The following is a 14955-nucleotide window of genomic DNA, read 5'->3' on the forward strand; positions in this document are numbered from 1 at the left end:
GAGGTGGGTTCGGTCAGGCCGTGTGGTTGGCGATGACGAGTTCGGCGACGAGGCCGTCCCGCAACGCGAACCGGTAGTCGAGTTCGGCGACGCCGCCCGGGAAGGTGCCCTCGAGCCGCACGGTCACCACCCAGTGGTTGTCGTCGATGCGGCGAGCGCCGATCTGTTCGGTCGTGTACTCGAACTCGGAGCCGGCGTCCCGCAGGAACGCGTGCACCTTCTCCTTGCCGCGGAAGGTCTCGTCCTGGTCGACGATCACCGCGTCCTCGGTGAGGAAGGACGAGGCGGTGTCGGCGTCGCGGACGACGTGGGCGGCGAAGAACTCGCGCACGACGGCCGGAAGCAGATCGGACGCGATGTCGGTGTTCTGTGTCATGAGGACACCGTGCAGTCTCGCGGCGCGGGAGGGTCAAGCCGTGGACTCTCCCCCAGGGGGAGAGTCCAGAATGAACAAGTGCTGACCATTGGGGAGTTCTCCCGCCTGACCCACCTGAGCGTGCGGACCCTTCGCCGGTATCACGAGGCGGCCCTGCTGGAACCCGCCGTGGTGGACGAGAGCACCGGCTACCGCTACTACGGCATCGATCAGATCCCGACCGCGCAGGTCATCCACCGGCTCCGCGAACTCGACGTCCCCCTGAGCGACGTGCAGCGAATCCTGCGGACCCCAGACCACGACGTCCGGGCGACCCTGGTCGCGGACCACCTGCAACGCCTCGAGGACGTGCTCGACCGCACCAGGGCCGCAGTCGTGTCGCTGCGGCGCCTGCTCCGGCCCGACCCCGCGCCGATCGCCGTCGAACTGCGCGCGGAACCCGCTCGCACGGTCGCGGCTGTGGAGGCCGTCATCGAACATGGCGACGTCGAAGCGTGGTTCGCGGGCGCGGTGGCCGAACTCGAGGCGGCCGTCGGCGGCGCCGCGACCGGACCACTGGGCGGCAACTACGACAACGCCCTCTTCGAACAGGAGCGCGGTCACGCCCTCCTGTACCTTCCGACCGCCACGCCACCCCGCACCGGACGCGTGCACGCCGCAACCCTTCCGGCCGCGGAACTGGCCGTCACCACCCACATCGGCGAGCACGACGGCATCGAGGTCACCTACGGCGAACTCGGGACCTGGGTGGTGGAGAACGCGATGTCGGTGGCCGGGCCGGTGCGGGAGGTCTACGTCGTCGGCCCTCGCGACTCGAGCGACCCCGCAGCGTGGCGCACCGAGATCGGCTGGCCGGTCTTTCGCGTCACCTGACGCGATCAGTCCGGAGTGGAGTGTCCGGAGTGGAGTGTCCGGCCGAGAATGTGCAGGCGCGCGGTGAGCCGACGAAGACACTGTACGCAGCCGACCGCCACGCAACGTCTCAGCCGTCAGGGCAGGCGTGGTCATCATCGTCCACAACAGACAGTTCAACGTGCGGCAGAACCCACCCGACGGACCTTTAACGGCGGTCACCCGCCAACGGATCGCTGGTGAGGATCGCAGGTCCCTCGGCCATGCCGTAAAGCTGCACGATACGTGCTGGTCGAGTCGGCGATGGGCGGCCACAGGTCGTCGGTGCCAGTGGGGTCGACTTCCGTCGAATGCTCATCCTCGGCGCGAGCCATGCCGACGATCAGGCCCCTGTCAGCCCACCTGAACCAGCAACGGCGAGGTGGTGGGCGGCGTTTCGACGTCCGGCCGGAATCGTCGCCGACGTCGCCGATTCTGCTCGTCAGCACGGTCCACGAGGTGGACGGCCAGCTGGACCGGCACCACGCACGACGACATCAGCCTCGCGGATCGCGCTACCCGTTGTCGATTGCCTTCGCGAGCAGCGCGTGAAGCTGTCGCTGTTCCTCGATCGTGAGACCACCGAGGGGCGAATGCCTCATCACGGTGTTGAGCAGCCGTTCTCGAACTTCCTCACCCGCCTCGGTCAGGACCAACGTCCGTACGCGCCCATCGCGAGGGTGTGGGCGGCGCTCCGCCAGGCCCTGTCGCTCGAGCTTGGTGCTCAACAGCGTGACGTTCGACGGATCGCAGTGCAGCAGGCCAGCGATCTTGCGCAGCGGAAGCGGATCGGCGTTCGGCTGCAGGAGCCACAGAACGGCACGCCCATCGCGCCATTTGCCGAATAGTGAAAAATTGCTCACTGCGCCTGCAGCAGCGAACAACTGTCCTGAAGGAGAATTTGTGACAACGCGCAACCCGGTCGTGGTGGACATGCTGGAAGGCGATGCGAAGCCCGTTACCGTGGCCATCCTGGTGGCGCCCGGCTACGCCCCGGTGGACATCGTCGGCATTCACACCATCTTCGGAGTGCTCCCAGGGGTGGACGTCCACCTCGTGGGCAAGGACGCCGGGGAGGTCATGGGAGAACCGGCCTACCCGACCAGGCCGACCACGACGTTCGCCGACTGCCCGGCCGACGTCGACATCCTCTACGCGGGCGCCGTCGGACTCGAGGTGTTCGAGGACGAGCAGACCCTGGAGTTCCTGGCCGACAGGGGAAGTCGCGCCGGATGGGTTGCGGGATCCTGCGCCGGATCACTGCTACTGGGAGCGGCAGGGCTGCTGAAGGGCTACCGGGCCACCACGAACTTCCACTTCTACGATGAATTGGATTGGTTCGGTGCGAAGACGGTCGAGACTCCCAACGTGGTGGAAGACCGGAACCGGATCAGCGCAGGCCCGGCCACCGGGTGCATCGAGATCGCTTTGCGGCTGGTCCAGGTCTTCTTCGGTGACGAAGCGGCTCGCCAGACAGAACTGAACGCCGAGTACGCGCCGCAACCCCTGTTCGGCGTGGGCACGCCCGCGTTGGCCGGGCCGGAACTCACCCGGCGCGCGCTCGCCGAGTCGGGTGGGTGGACACAGACGTTCACGGCGAGCGCGCGGCGGGCCGCCGACAAGCTGGATGCTTCCGCCGCTGTGTGAACCTTGGCCCGGAACCACTCGGACGTCTGCCGTCGAAAGCATTGTTTTTGGCTGGCCCCGTCCTGTCCACCGTCTCGTCACCGACGAAGAACCGCCGCTGAAACGGTTTCAGCGGCGGTGATGGTGACCGAGGCGGTCACGTCAGCGCCATCGAAAACCGCCGATGTGAAGACCATGCTGGTCGCACCGGCCCAGGCGGCGCGGTAGCCCCGAGGTCGCGACGGGACTGTTGATGGCGCGCACGAACTTCGCCACGATCATCGGCCCACTGCCCGACGACAACAGAGCCGTGCTGACACGCAGACGCAGCCGTGTCCAGGACATCGTGCTGGGGCGACTGCCACGAGCCCCGGTGTCGCGGAACAATCCGCCTTCCCGACTTGGCGTGGAATTCTCAACGACCGTGTCGTATCGGCACCAAGAGAGCTGACAGGATCGCGGATACCGCCGCGACGGTTGCGACGACGAACCCGGCGGTGTAGCCATCGCCCGACGCGGTACTGGTCGATCCGGTGTGGGCTGCCAGAACCGTGGTGGCGATGGCAGAGCCGAACGCGCCTCCGACCGTACGGACTACGGTGTTGATGCCGGTTGCAACCCCGACTTCGTTGCCCTGCACGGACTGGACGATGAGGTTGGCCATCGAGCCGAAGGCGAACGCCGCCCCGACGCCCATGGTGAAGCCACCCAGCATGAGATGCCAGGGTGAAGAGTGAATTGCGGTGAGCTGTGCGAACGACCCGCTGGTGAGGGCGGTCCCCAGTACCAAGGTGCTGCGAAAGCCCAGCGCAACGCCGAGCCGACCGGCGAAGGTGCCGACCAGAAGTTGGCCGATGGCGCTCGGCAACAGCAACAGGCCCGCGGCCGTCGCAGTCGTACCCAGTCCAGGACCGTCACCGGCTGGGGCCTGAGCGAGTTGAGGCAGGAGCAGAAATCCGGCGAAAATCGCCACACCAATGAAAAAGGCGGTCAAGTTCGTCATCGCGACGGTGCGCTGAGCAAGGACATCGAGGCGGATCAACGGCCTCGTGATGCGCGATTCCAGTCGGATCCAGAGCAGCAGCAGCACTGATCCGCCGCCCAGCAGGGCCACGTTGGCCGGTGAACCCCATCCCAAGGACGGTGCTTGCGTCACCCCGAGCAGCAGCGATGCCAGGACCGCCGCCAGCAGAAGCGCCCCTGCCCAGTCGATGCTGTCGCCATCGCCGCGTGGGGACGGCGGTGCCCAGCGGTGGGCGGCGACAGCGACCGGCAGCGACACCAGACCGAGCCAGAAGAGCCAGGAAACGTCGAGGTGGTCGACGATCACTCCGGACAGCGGCAGCGCAATGCCGGACCCGGCGCCGAAGATGGCACTGATGAGGCTGATCGCTCCTGGCACTTTCGGTCGTGGGAAGGAGTCGCGGACCACTCCGAAAGCCAGCGGGAACACGCCACCGGCCACTCCCTGGAGCACCCGACCGGCAATCAAGACTCCCACGCTGGGTGCCAGGGCGTTGACGACTGCGCCAACGCAAAACGTCAGCAGCACGGCGGTGAGCACCCGGGCTTTGCCGTACCGCTCGCCCAGCTTGCCGACGATGGGCGTCGCGATGGAAGCGGACAGAAGGAAACCGGTGAGGATCCATGACGTGGTCGTGGGGCTCGCGTTGTAGTTTCGCGCAAGGGCCGGCAGTGCAGGAAGCACAAGAATCTGCGACAGCGCGAAGCTGACGCAGGCAGCGAGCAGAACGGCCAGGACCCGGTTCGGGTGACCGGTCAGCGGTTGCGCTTCCTGTACTGCGGGAGCGCTCATGCCGTTCTCGAAGCTAGACGGTGCCGAGTCGGGAGCGGGATTGTTCTCCGAGGTCTTCATGGGGATCCTTCGGCGGCTTGCTCGATGGCGGACATCGACGCGCGCACGCCCACCGGCCGGGGCGTGCGGCGCGGATGTCCGGGGTCATACGAGAGATGGCGTCGCTGAGACGTTCAGAAGCCAGCCGATGCCTGCGCGATTGCAACAGCGACGAATGACGTCAACCGCACCGACCGTCGCAGGTGCCGAACCCGAACGACGCCTTCCAGGTCAGCCGGACTTTGACCGACAACGGGGTTCGCTGCCCTCCGAGCGGGTCGGGAACGTGGGGCGCGGCGGAGGCGATGCCGGGTGCCCGGATGTCGGAGCCGAGCCGGGTCACTCATGCAGCGGCCCGCCCGTTCAGGCTGGATTTGAAGAGGTGAACCGCGGAGGCGGCGCTGAGTCCGAGTTCGGCGAGACCGCGAAGACCGGGCCGGTCGAGACGGTCGACACGGGACAGCCAACGCAACGGCAGCATGGAAAAGCGGATCGCGGCGGGCGCATAGCCGGCCATCTCGCGATGGAAACGGTGGGTTGCCAGGGCGATGGTGCTGTGTCCGTCACGAGCGGCGAACAGCTCGCGGGCGAGGTGGTCCGCGTCGATGATCGCGGTGGCGGCGGCACGTCCGCCGGTGGGAGGCATGGCGTGCACGGCGTCGCCGAGTGCGGTGACCGGTCCGGCCGGCCACGGCGTCAGGTCCGCATCGGGGTCGGCGGCGTAGAACCGGAACCCGGCTGCGGAGCCGGGGTCGGTGGCGGCGATGAGCTCGAGCACGGCCGGCGGCCAACCACGAACGGCCGACAGCGTGAACTCGACCAGCTCCGGCCCGGTCATCCCCTGCACGGTGGCGGGGGGCAGCACGGTCTCGGTGGCACTCAATCCCCACACCAGGGACGGGGCCTCCGTGATGGCCGGGACGGTGGTGCAGGAGGCCGGATCGATTGCCGGGCCGCCACTCGGGTCATGGACCTGCATGAACACCGACGCTCCCTTGAGGCCCAAGGCGAGCACCGGCCCATCGTTGACGACATCGGGCAGCAGGGCGCGGGTGCGTGCGGTAAGCGGAGTGCGGGCGGCGATGCCCCCGAACCCGATGGGATTGGCCAGATCCCGGCCGGCGAGCGAGGCCGCTACCCGGGAGTGGGTACCGTCGGCGCCGACGAGGACATCTGCGGTGTCGGTACTACCGTCGGCGAAGTAGGCGGTGATCCGGCCGTCGGACAGAACCTCGTGAGACACATATTCGGCCCCGAACCGCACCTGATCGTCCAGGCCGTGGGTCAGCAGGGTTCGCAGCGGAACTCGTCCGATCATGAGAGTGTCGGTCCCCTGATCGGAGGGGCGGGTGACCAACGGGCGCAGGTGGTGGTCAGCCCAGGTGTAGCGGCGAAGCGACGCACGGGAGACCGAGCTGGCCAACAGGGCGTGGTAGTGCTGCGGGCTGAGGTGGCGACGCAGGACTTCACAGGCCCGATCGTCGAGATGCAGCCGGTAACCGCCGGTAGCCCCCACCTGGGGGTCACGGTCGTGGACGGACACTTCGATACCGCCGTGGTGCAGGGCCTGGGCGAGCGTCAGCCCACCGATCCCCGCCCCGATGATCATGACTCGCATGTAGCTACCTCTTTTGGTTACACGACGTGATATCAGTCAATGCTGTGCTCGCCACTAACGGCGCCCAGGCGTGACCAGGCGATGACGTGGTCGGGGTGACGTGGGCGCGGCGAGGTTCTGCTGCGGGCCCTGCAGCAGACCCTCGCGAACCGCGCTGTCGATGACCAGGCGGCCGGCGCGCTGGGGATCTCAGGAGAATCGCTACTGGTGCCGGCGCGTCACTTCACGGGCACCTTCATCTTGAACAGTTCCTCAGCATTTCGGAACGCAATCTTTTCCTTGTCTTCACGTGGCAAATCGACTCCGCGGAACCAGTCGGTCTGCGCCTTTATGTCCGCGAACGGGTAGTCGGTTGCGAACATCACTCGATCCACGCTCACGAACTTCAGCAGGAGATCGAGAAGTTCAGTCTGGGGGAATGCGCTGGTTGTGATCCAGAAGTTGTCCCGGAAGTATTGCGCGACAGGCTTCTTGAGCGAGTTTTTGGTCGGCTCACCCATGTCTTCGATGATCCGCTTGTAGTAGAAGGGAAGACCTTCGCCCATGTGGCCGATGATGATTTTCAGCGTGGGGAATCTGTCGAAGACCCCGTACGTGATCATACGAATGCATTGGGTCAGCACCTCTTGGTGCCAGCCATATCCAGACCCACTGAAGATGTAGTCTTGGAACTCTTCCGTGTATTCAGACCGCGTGGTGCTGTAGTAAATCTTGAAGACGTCGTCAGCTGGATAGCCTGGATGCAGGTAGATCGGCACATCGAGCGCAACGGCACGTTCCAGCACAGGCTCGAATTCGGGATGATCGAGATACTTCTTCGTGATGTGTCCGTTGGTGAGTGCGCCCAGGAAGCCGTCTTCCCGGACCGAGCGTTCCAGCTCGTCCGCCGCCGCCTTTGGGCTCTGCAAGGGCAAGGTGGCGAAAGCCTTGAAGCGGCCCGGATATTTGGCGATCGGCCCTTCTACAAGTTGCCGGTTGAGGCGATGGGCAAAGTCGATGCCCTCTTGCCCGGGGACGTTCTGCACGGACGGCGTATGAGCAGAGAGGATTTGAACGTTGAGTCCCCCCGCATCCATATCGCCGATGCGGCGTTGACCCAGATCCGAAAGACCAATTTCCTCAAGGAACGCTATGTGATCCTCATTGATGGAGTTCAGCTTCAACAACGCGGGAGTCGAAAATGTCTCCTCCGCACCAATGAAGGGCAGGTCCCGGTCTCGCTGGTAAATTTCCGCGGTCTTGTCCGCGTTCTGCTCCGGAGCATTGTCGTCGCTCACCGCCGAGACAATGGCGTGCGTGGAGATTCCGGCGCCGATGCCGAGTGCCGTGGCTGCGGTCAGGAAGCCGCGGCGTCCCAATGGCTTCATGTCAGTCTCTCTTCAGATGTTCGTGTGGCGTGGTATCCGTACGGCACCGCATTGTTGTGAGGGCGCGACCCACAGGCGGCGACCGAGTACACCGCCGCCAAAGCCCTGGTGGATGCCCCGAGCCTTAATCGCCCGGGCGGCGCTTTCCCTGACGGCGCTGTGTCCACCGCCATGACCAGCCTCCTGCCGACGGGTTACCTCGCTTGTCTGACACCGACTTCGTACCGAGCGAATCTGAGACGAACGTTAAAGTGGTGCTCAGGCCGGTTGTCCGAGCCTGTGAGGTACCCAAAGCGCGTCCAGCGGGCATGAGGTGCGGGCTTGCAGGGTGGTCCACCGCACGTCGGGGGTCGGTGGATTTTGGACATGGCGAATGACCCCAGGAACGCAGCCCTGGCCCGCCTCTCTCAACGAACGGCGCGGAGGCGGCGCCGCCGCTGGAGCGGTACGCCAACACCCACACCGAGCTCGGACCCTGGCCGATGCACAAGGTTGCAGAGGGAAGAAGCCGGGCAGCCCATCCACGACTCGATCGGCGGCACGGAGGTCGACCTTGTGATCTTCTACGGTTCTGGTGCGACCGCTCCGGTCACCCAGCTCATCGGGATCCCGGAGGTCCAGCCGCCCGCGGGCCTGGACGAGGAGTACGCCCTCGCGGACCGGACGGCGGCGGGACCATGGGGCACGTGACCGGACGTCCTTGAGCCACGTCCGGTCACGCTCCGCTGTAGCTGAGCCAGTCCAGGTTGATCGAGCCGTTGTCGCCCTGCCCGTAGGACAACGTCACCACCGGGTCGCGGCCGCTGACCGGAACACCATCGAAAGTCACCGTGCCCCAAGCGTCCCAGCTGTCGGAGACCTTCGGGAAGCTCACCTGGCGCACGGCGCGTCCGTCCACCGACAGCGTCATCGTGCGCGCGTCGCTGTTGGCGTTCGCATACCGCAGGGTGATCGCGCCGGTTCCTTGTCCAGCCGACGCGCGGTGCAGCGTGAACGACGACGCGGCGCCCTGGGCCCACAGGCCGTCGACGAAGGCCCTGCCGGAGTAGCCGGTGTGGTTGACGTTCGTCTTGACCCCGCCGGTGTTGCGCGCGTCCTCCGCGTCCAGGCGGGCGGGTGCGGGGCAGCCGGAGACCGTTCCCCCGATGTCGGGGCAGCGGTCCTGCGCGTCGGCCGCGCCGTCGCCGTCCCGGTCGCCGCCGGTCGCTCCCGTCAGCGTGATCTCGACGGTGTGCGCCCCCTTGAGCGTCGCGGGGATCTCGGCGCGTGACGGCTGGCCGTCGACCCTGACGGAGCTGATGGTCGTGCCGGCCCCGCGCAGCGTGATCGTGAGGTCGGCGTCGCGGTAGCGCAGGTTCTGCAGGGTCACGTCTCCCCAGCCCTCCGGCAGGTCCGGAGCGAACGTCAGGGCCTGCTCGGTGTGCCGCAGCCCGAACAGTCCTGTGTGGACCATGTCGAGGAACGCCGTGGCGGACCAGGTCTGGTCGGGTTCGGAACCCCAGTGGAACTTCACCGTGTCGCCGAGTCGCTGGTAGCCGCCGTCGACGACGCCGGTGTTGCCGTTGTAGATCTCCCAGAAACCGCTGTTGTTGTTCGCGAGCTTCGCCAGCCGCGTCGTCTCGGCGGCGAAGAGGTTCTGGTTTCCCTGCCGCGCCAGCGCTTTGGCCCACAGTCCCTGGACGAGCGGCCAGACGATCGCGTTGTGGCGGCCGGGCTGCGCGTCGGAGTAGCGGTCCCAGTGCGGGTAGGTGTCCGGCAGGCCCCAGGTCATCGTGCGGGTGCGCGCGATGATCGACTGCGCCTGCGCTGGGCTCGCGATGCCGAAGAGGATCGCGAACGCCAGACCGGTACCTTCCTGGTAGGCGCCGGGAGTCCCGTTGGCGAGCAGCTGGTAGTTGTACAGGCCCGTCTGCGCGTTCCAGAAGTACCGGTTGATCGCGGTCTTCAGCGCGGCGGCCTTCGTGCGGTAGGCGGCGGCGTCCTGCGCCTGACTCAGCCGGTCCGCCATGTTCGCCGCGTTGACGTACGCGGCGTAGTAGACCTCGTTGGTGCTCAGGTACATCCCGCTCGTGATGCCCGGCCACGGCATGCTCCCGGTGCTGACCGACTCGGTCGCGTCGGCGGGCGGCGCCGGGTAGCCGGCGATGCCGTCGTTGAAGAACGACGCGCCGGTGAACAACCCGTACGTGGCGTTGAACCCTGCCGCGCCGGCGCGTTCCCGGATCGCCAGGGTGTTCTTGGCGGTGCGGTAGGCGTTGCCGAGGAACTCCTGGTCGCCCGTCACCAGGAAGTGGTGCCACGCGGCGGTGAGCCAGATGACCTGGTCCCACTGCTGGTCGTCCTGCTGCACCCGCAACGCGCCGGCGGAGTCCTTGTCCACCACGGCCCACAGCGTGTTCTCCGCCAGAGCCGGCGACAGCAGGCTGGTCGCGTTCCAGCTGTTGATCGACGCGTCACGCGTCCACGGCTGGCGGTAGCCACCACCGGCGCGGACGAAGCCGACGGCCGGATCCAGCAGCCCGCTCTTGTTGTAGCCCGCGTCGTAGCCCATCGTGTTGATGCGCAACAGGTTGTCCAGCGCGGCCGAGTAGGCGTTGCCGTACAGCGCCTGGCTCAACGGGTTCGCGAATCTGAGTGTCGGCGTGGTGGCCGCTGTCGCCGGTGAGGCGCCGGTGACCACGCCGAACATGGTCAGGAGAGCCAGAAGGACACGACCGATCCGCCGCCTGGAACTCATTTCCTGGCACCTTTCCCGGCACCGGACCCGACCGGAGCCGAGCGGGCAGTGCACCATGGAATCGCTCTCACGCACCTGGGGGAGCGAGGATCCTGTCCGTTCCTGTCAGAGGGCGACAGCGCCGGTCCGGCCACTCTGCTCTGACGACACCTGCGACAACCAGGGCTTACTTTAGGATGTCACCGGTCAGCCGGATTTTTAACGTTCAACTCGGTCAGGGGTGTCCGTCGTGGCGAAGTCGCCTGCCAGGCCTGCCGCGCCGCGGTCCGGCCCGGTCACGATCGCCGATGTCGCCGTGGCGGCCGGGGTGTCCAAGCAGACGGTCTCGAACGTGATGAACTACCCCGAGAAGGTGCGGCCGCAGACCAGGGAACGCGTGTTGTCCGCCGTGGCGGACCTGGGGTTCCAGCCCAACCGGGCCGCTCGGGCGTTGCGCTCCAGCTCGGCCGGCATGATCGCCTGCCGCATCGAGCCCGTCTCCTCCCACTCGCTCGCCCACCTGCACGACCGGTTCCTGCACGCGCTCGCCGAGGCCGGTCAGGCGGTGGGCAGGCACCTGATGTTGTTCGCGGTGGACGACGTGGAGAACGAGGTGGTCACCTGCGTGCGGCTGGTGCGCAGCGGGGCGGCCGAGGGTGTCGTGCTGTACAACGTGGTGCCCGACGATCCGCGGCCGTCGATGCTGCTGGACGCCGGGGTGCCGTTCGTGTGCTTCGGGCGGTTCTCCGACTCGGCCGACGCGACCGGCTGGGTGGACGTCGACAACGCGGCGGGCATCGCCGTCGTCGTCGAGCACCTGGCCGCGTGCGGACATCAGAGGATCGGGTTCCTCGGTTTCCCGGAGGGTCACCGGGTCGGTGACGATCGGGCCGGGGGCTGGGTGACGGCCATGGACCGGCACGGTCTGCTGGCCGGCAGCCACCGCCTCGACGTGCGTGGTGAGGACACCTGGATCAGCGGCGCGAGGATGGCTCGTGGTCTCCTGGACCGAGCCGATGCGCCGACCGCCCTCGTCGCGGCCTCCGACACCCTGGCGGCGGGCGCCATGCAGGCCGTTCGCGATCTCGGGCGGACTCCCGGGGAGGACGTGGCCCTGGTGGGGTACGACGACACGCCTTCGGCGGAGGTCCTCGACCTGTCCAGCGTCCGCCAGCCGATCCCCGAGATCGGGCGGCGGATCGTGGAGGCCCTGTGCCCGCCCGACGGGACGGTGCTCCCCGTGGCGGCCTTGCTGGCGCCGGAACTGGTCGTGCGCGGTTCGTCGCGTCGCCGGGTCTGATCACGCCGGCGGAGTGACGGATCCGCAGCCCCGCCTGGGCCGAAAGCCCAGGCGTTGCGGGGAGTTCTCCCCCCGTTGACAGTCTGAGCGAGCCTGTGGTTGGGTTCGGTCCACGCCAATTTTAACGATCAAATTCGGCGGCAGATGTCCATGACCGGGGCGCGCTCGGAAGGGAAGGCCCATCATGAAGACGCACAGCCGAAGGCGGCGCGGGTGGCCTGCCGTGATCGTCACCGCCGCCCTGGTCCTGGCCGGCAGCTCCCCGGTGTGGCACCCCAGCGACGCGCGAGCCGCGGTGACGCAGCACGACAGCGCCTCGATCGGCTGGGAGGGCGACTACTACGGCGTGCTCACGCACAAGGACGGGAGCTTCGACGTCCACTCAGGACCGAACACCACGGTCCGGTTCGGGATCTACAACAACCCCGGACGCGTCCAGTGGTTCAACGCCGGGGGCTACTACCCCGCCCTGACGACGCAGTTCGAGCGGGACAACAGCACCGTCACCATCACCAACTTCGGTGACCAGGTGAGGCTCGGCAACCGGGACTTCGTCGCGATCTACTCGCGGGTCCGCGTCGTCAACCACGACACGGTCGCGCACGTGCTGGACCCGGCGCCGACCGGAGGGACCCACCCGCTCAACCGCCCGTCGACGACCGTCCAACCAGGACAGACCACCGACTTCGACTACGTCATCGCGGCCGACCGGTTCGGCCAGGGGTACGCCTGGCCCACGGCCGCCGAACTGACAGCGGCCGGCGGATACGACGCCCACTACGCGCACATGACGTCCTACTGGGACGACAAACTCGCGCAGATCGCCCAGATCCAGGTGCCCGATCCGCAGCTGGCCAACGCCTACCGGGCCGGGTACATCACCACGAACCTCGTCAAGGACGGCAACCGCCTCAACGTCGGCGAGAACGGCTACGACGCGATCTTCAACCACGACCTCGTCGGCATGCTGGTGCAGCTGCTGGAGGCGGGCGATCTGAACCGCGCCAAGGACTACCTGCCCACGTTGATCGCCCAGGACGACCCCAACGACATCACCCGGATGTACCCGGACGGGACCTGGAAGTACAACTGGCCCTGGGCCGTGTACCTGCGCAAGACCGGCGACACCGCGTTCGTCCGCGCGAACTTCGCCACGATCAGGCAGACCGCCCGCAGGATCGAGTCCGACGCCACCGGCCCCGGCGGCATCATGAAGGCCACCATCGCGGTGGACCACACCGGGTACTGGACCGTCGACAACCAGTCGGCGTTGCTCGCCCTCCTCACCTACCGGTACATCGCCACCACCCTCGGCGAGACAGCCGAGGCGTCCTGGGCCGACCGCACCTACGACACGCTTCTGCGCGCGGTCAACGCACGGCTGAACACCACGATCTCGGCCAACGGCCTGTCCTATCTGCCTTGTGCCATGGACGTTCCCAACAGCAGCGCGAACGTCTGCGGCCAGACCAACAACGGCAACTGGGCCTCGATGTTCCTATTCGGACGCTGGGCGTGGGACGGCCAGCTGTGGGGCAGCAGCCCGGCCGGTCCGATGATCGACCTGATCGACTCCACCTACGACAACGGCTTCAGCCGCCTGTCCGGCCTGCCCAAGCACACCTTCGGCGGCTACCCCGGGGTGAGCAGCTCGTACAACGCGGGCTACGGGTCGGCAGGACTGGCCTCCTCCCGTTACCGCTCCGAGGGCATCTACGGCTACCAGTACCTCATCCAGAACGCGCAGAGCGCTCCTTTCTCGTGGTGGGAAGGAATCCAGGCCGTGGGAACGAGCAACTGGTCCCCCGGCACCCACAGCACCTCGGGCAGCGGCTCGAGTCCGCACATGTGGGGACAGGCCAACGCCTCCAAGGTGCTGCTGGACTCGCTGCTCGCCGAGAAGCTCGACGGCACGGTGATCGTCGGTCGCGGTCTGCCGAAGCAGTGGCTGCGTGACGGCGCCACCACGAGCGTCGGCACCTTCCCCATCGCGGGCGGCAGGCGCATGGGTGCGGCGGTCACCGCCTCCGGGGCGAACGTCACCCTCACCCTGTCCGGCGCCACCCCCGCGGGCGGCGTGAGCTTCGAGGTGCCCGCGTTCCTCGGGAACATCACCAGGGCGAGCGCGGGCACCGTCGACAGCACCAAGGGGATCGTCCGGCTGCCGGCCGGTACGAACTCGGTCACCGTGACCCTCGCGCAGCCGCCGGCGTTCACCGAGAAAGGCGGCCTCGACCTGCAGGGCTACTGCACGTCCATCGGCGCCGTGAACGGGGTCGTCCTCGCGGGGACCACCGCCCACGACTGGCGCTGCGTAACAGGCACCGGCGCACAGGTGGCCATGGACCTGGACGACGCCTGCCAGCGCCAGAACCCGCACGAGCAGGCCGTCTTCTCCAGGTCTACCGCCATCTCCGACCCGTACAGCTGGAAGTGCCTCGCCTAGTGCGCGGACAGCGCGAACGCCAGCAAGGCCGTGGAGGTGAAGTCGATCGCCACCTCGGCACTGGCCCATGCGCCCGCGTGGTCCAGGAACCGCGCGCCGGCGCCGTCGAACTCCGCCAGGGCGTTGGACCCGTCCGAGGGGCAGGCGCGCATCGTCGGGAAGGTGTTGAGCTCCTTGAACTGCTCGGCCGCGTTGGGGCCGTTGACCACGGCCCCGACCGGCGACTGCCCGGTGAGGTTCGCGATCGCGTGGGACGGGCAGTCCAGTGAGCGGGTGCCGGCTCCGATGACGAACGACCTGCCCCACGGATTGGCGCCCAAGGCCCAGCCCCGCTGACGTCCGGCGAAAGCCGTGAACTCCTGGTCGCCGGTGAGCCTGCGGTAGTACGCCTCGGTGAGCACGAGGCCGAACGTCTTCGGCACGGAATCCCAGCTCCAGTAGGCGACGCCGGAACCGAACGGGTCCTTCTCGGCGAAAGTGACGGCATCGCGCAGGTGACCGCGCAGGTCCTCCGCCAGGCGGTCGCGGATCTCCCCGTCGAGGTGCGGGGCGAGATCCGCGTGCGCCATCGCGCTCACGTCGGCGATGCCGAGCGAGCCCCGCCCGTCGCCGTCGAGGTACGACGTGGCCCAGTCGGCGGCCTCGGCGAACCAGCCGGCTGCCCGGTCGTCTCCGAACCGTTGCGCCGCCAGCGCGAGCTCGGTCGCGCCGAACTCCATGTCGTCGCGCCTGCGGGGTGCCAAAACACGGTCCAGTGGGT

The 14955-nt window shown here is 67.5% G+C and carries 12 protein-coding genes; 5 read left to right on the forward strand and 7 right to left on the reverse strand.

From position 1 onward, the window contains the following. Nucleotides 1-13: 13 nt before the first annotated feature. Nucleotides 14-376, reverse strand: a complete 363-nt coding sequence (locus tag SK854_RS05765; RefSeq protein ID WP_319973933.1) for a nuclear transport factor 2 family protein — start codon at nt 374-376, stop codon at nt 14-16. Nucleotides 377-454: 78 nt separating this feature from the next. On the opposite strand from SK854_RS05765, the gene SK854_RS05770 reads away from it, so the two are divergent. Continuing rightward, nucleotides 455-1249: a MerR family transcriptional regulator gene (locus SK854_RS05770; RefSeq protein ID WP_319973934.1), complete on the forward strand. Its 795-nt coding sequence runs from the start codon at nt 455-457 to the stop codon at nt 1247-1249. A 533-nt stretch (nt 1250-1782) separates the two neighbouring features. Here SK854_RS05770 and SK854_RS05775 read toward each other — a convergent pair. Next, a complete protein-coding gene (locus SK854_RS05775; protein ID WP_319973935.1) occupies nt 1783-2202 on the reverse strand; it encodes a MarR family winged helix-turn-helix transcriptional regulator in 420 nt (139 codons plus the stop codon). Between SK854_RS05775 and SK854_RS05780 the strand changes: the two genes are divergently transcribed. Continuing rightward, the gene (locus tag SK854_RS05780) at nt 2171-2914 is read left to right on the forward strand and encodes a DJ-1/PfpI family protein (protein WP_319973936.1); all 744 of its coding nucleotides are present in this window, start codon (nt 2171-2173) and stop codon (nt 2912-2914) included. The genes SK854_RS05775 and SK854_RS05780 overlap by 32 nt on opposite strands. Before the next feature lie 394 nt (nt 2915-3308). Here SK854_RS05780 and SK854_RS05785 read toward each other — a convergent pair whose 3' ends face one another. From SK854_RS05785 to SK854_RS05795, 3 genes are all read right to left on the reverse strand, one after another. Beyond that, entirely contained in the window at nt 3309-4769 is a 1461-nt protein-coding gene (locus SK854_RS05785; RefSeq protein ID WP_319973937.1) for an MFS transporter, read from the reverse strand. Nucleotides 4770-5091: 322 nt separating this feature from the next. Beyond that, on the reverse strand, nt 5092-6366 hold the full coding sequence (locus SK854_RS05790; RefSeq protein WP_319973938.1) for an FAD-dependent oxidoreductase: 1275 nt from the start codon (nt 6364-6366) through the stop codon (nt 5092-5094). A 218-nt stretch (nt 6367-6584) separates the two neighbouring features. Continuing rightward, nucleotides 6585-7733, reverse strand: a complete 1149-nt coding sequence (locus SK854_RS05795) for an amidohydrolase family protein (protein ID WP_319973939.1) — start codon at nt 7731-7733, stop codon at nt 6585-6587. A gap of 492 nt (nt 7734-8225) precedes the next feature. Between SK854_RS05795 and SK854_RS05800 the strand changes: the two genes are divergently transcribed. Next, nucleotides 8226-8423, forward strand: a complete 198-nt coding sequence (locus tag SK854_RS05800; protein ID WP_319973940.1) for a hypothetical protein — start codon at nt 8226-8228, stop codon at nt 8421-8423. Between the two features lie 25 nt (nt 8424-8448). Here the strand turns inward: SK854_RS05800 and SK854_RS05805 are convergent, their stop codons facing one another. After that, on the reverse strand, nt 8449-10470 hold the full coding sequence (locus tag SK854_RS05805; protein WP_319973941.1) for an MGH1-like glycoside hydrolase domain-containing protein: 2022 nt from the start codon (nt 10468-10470) through the stop codon (nt 8449-8451). 229 nt (nt 10471-10699) lie between these two features. On the opposite strand from SK854_RS05805, the gene SK854_RS05810 reads away from it, so the two are divergent. Both SK854_RS05810 and SK854_RS05815 read left to right on the forward strand, forming a co-directional pair. After that, a complete protein-coding gene (locus SK854_RS05810; RefSeq protein WP_319973942.1) occupies nt 10700-11749 on the forward strand; it encodes a LacI family DNA-binding transcriptional regulator in 1050 nt (349 codons plus the stop codon). A gap of 184 nt (nt 11750-11933) precedes the next feature. After that, nucleotides 11934-14195: a hypothetical protein gene (locus SK854_RS05815; RefSeq protein WP_319973943.1), complete on the forward strand. Its 2262-nt coding sequence runs from the start codon at nt 11934-11936 to the stop codon at nt 14193-14195. Here the strand turns inward: SK854_RS05815 and SK854_RS05820 are convergent. After that, nucleotides 14192-14938: a glycoside hydrolase family 9 protein gene (locus tag SK854_RS05820; RefSeq protein ID WP_319973944.1), complete on the reverse strand. Its 747-nt coding sequence runs from the start codon at nt 14936-14938 to the stop codon at nt 14192-14194. The genes SK854_RS05815 and SK854_RS05820 overlap by 4 nt on opposite strands. Nucleotides 14939-14955: the final 17 nt, after the last annotated feature.

This window comes from Lentzea sokolovensis (assembly GCF_033949975.1).
GTDB classification, from domain to species: domain Bacteria; phylum Actinomycetota; class Actinomycetes; order Mycobacteriales; family Pseudonocardiaceae; genus Lentzea; species Lentzea sokolovensis.

What these genes read in the sequence shown, in the direction of transcription:
- SK854_RS05765 (WP_319973933.1), bottom strand. Translation starts at nt 376, where the DNA reads ATGACACAGAACACCGACATCGCGTCCGATCTGCTTCCGGCCGTCGTG.
- SK854_RS05775 (WP_319973935.1), bottom strand. Translation starts at nt 2,202, where the DNA reads ATGTCCACCACGACCGGGTTGCGCGTTGTCACAAATTCTCCTTCAGGA.
- SK854_RS05785 (WP_319973937.1), bottom strand. Translation starts at nt 4,769, where the DNA reads ATGAAGACCTCGGAGAACAATCCCGCTCCCGACTCGGCACCGTCTAGC.
- SK854_RS05790 (WP_319973938.1), bottom strand. Translation starts at nt 6,366, where the DNA reads ATGCGAGTCATGATCATCGGGGCGGGGATCGGTGGGCTGACGCTCGCC.
- SK854_RS05795 (WP_319973939.1), bottom strand. Translation starts at nt 7,733, where the DNA reads ATGAAGCCATTGGGACGCCGCGGCTTCCTGACCGCAGCCACGGCACTC.
- SK854_RS05805 (WP_319973941.1), bottom strand. Translation starts at nt 10,470, where the DNA reads ATGAGTTCCAGGCGGCGGATCGGTCGTGTCCTTCTGGCTCTCCTGACC.
- SK854_RS05815 (WP_319973943.1), top strand. Translation starts at nt 11,934, where the DNA reads ATGAAGACGCACAGCCGAAGGCGGCGCGGGTGGCCTGCCGTGATCGTC.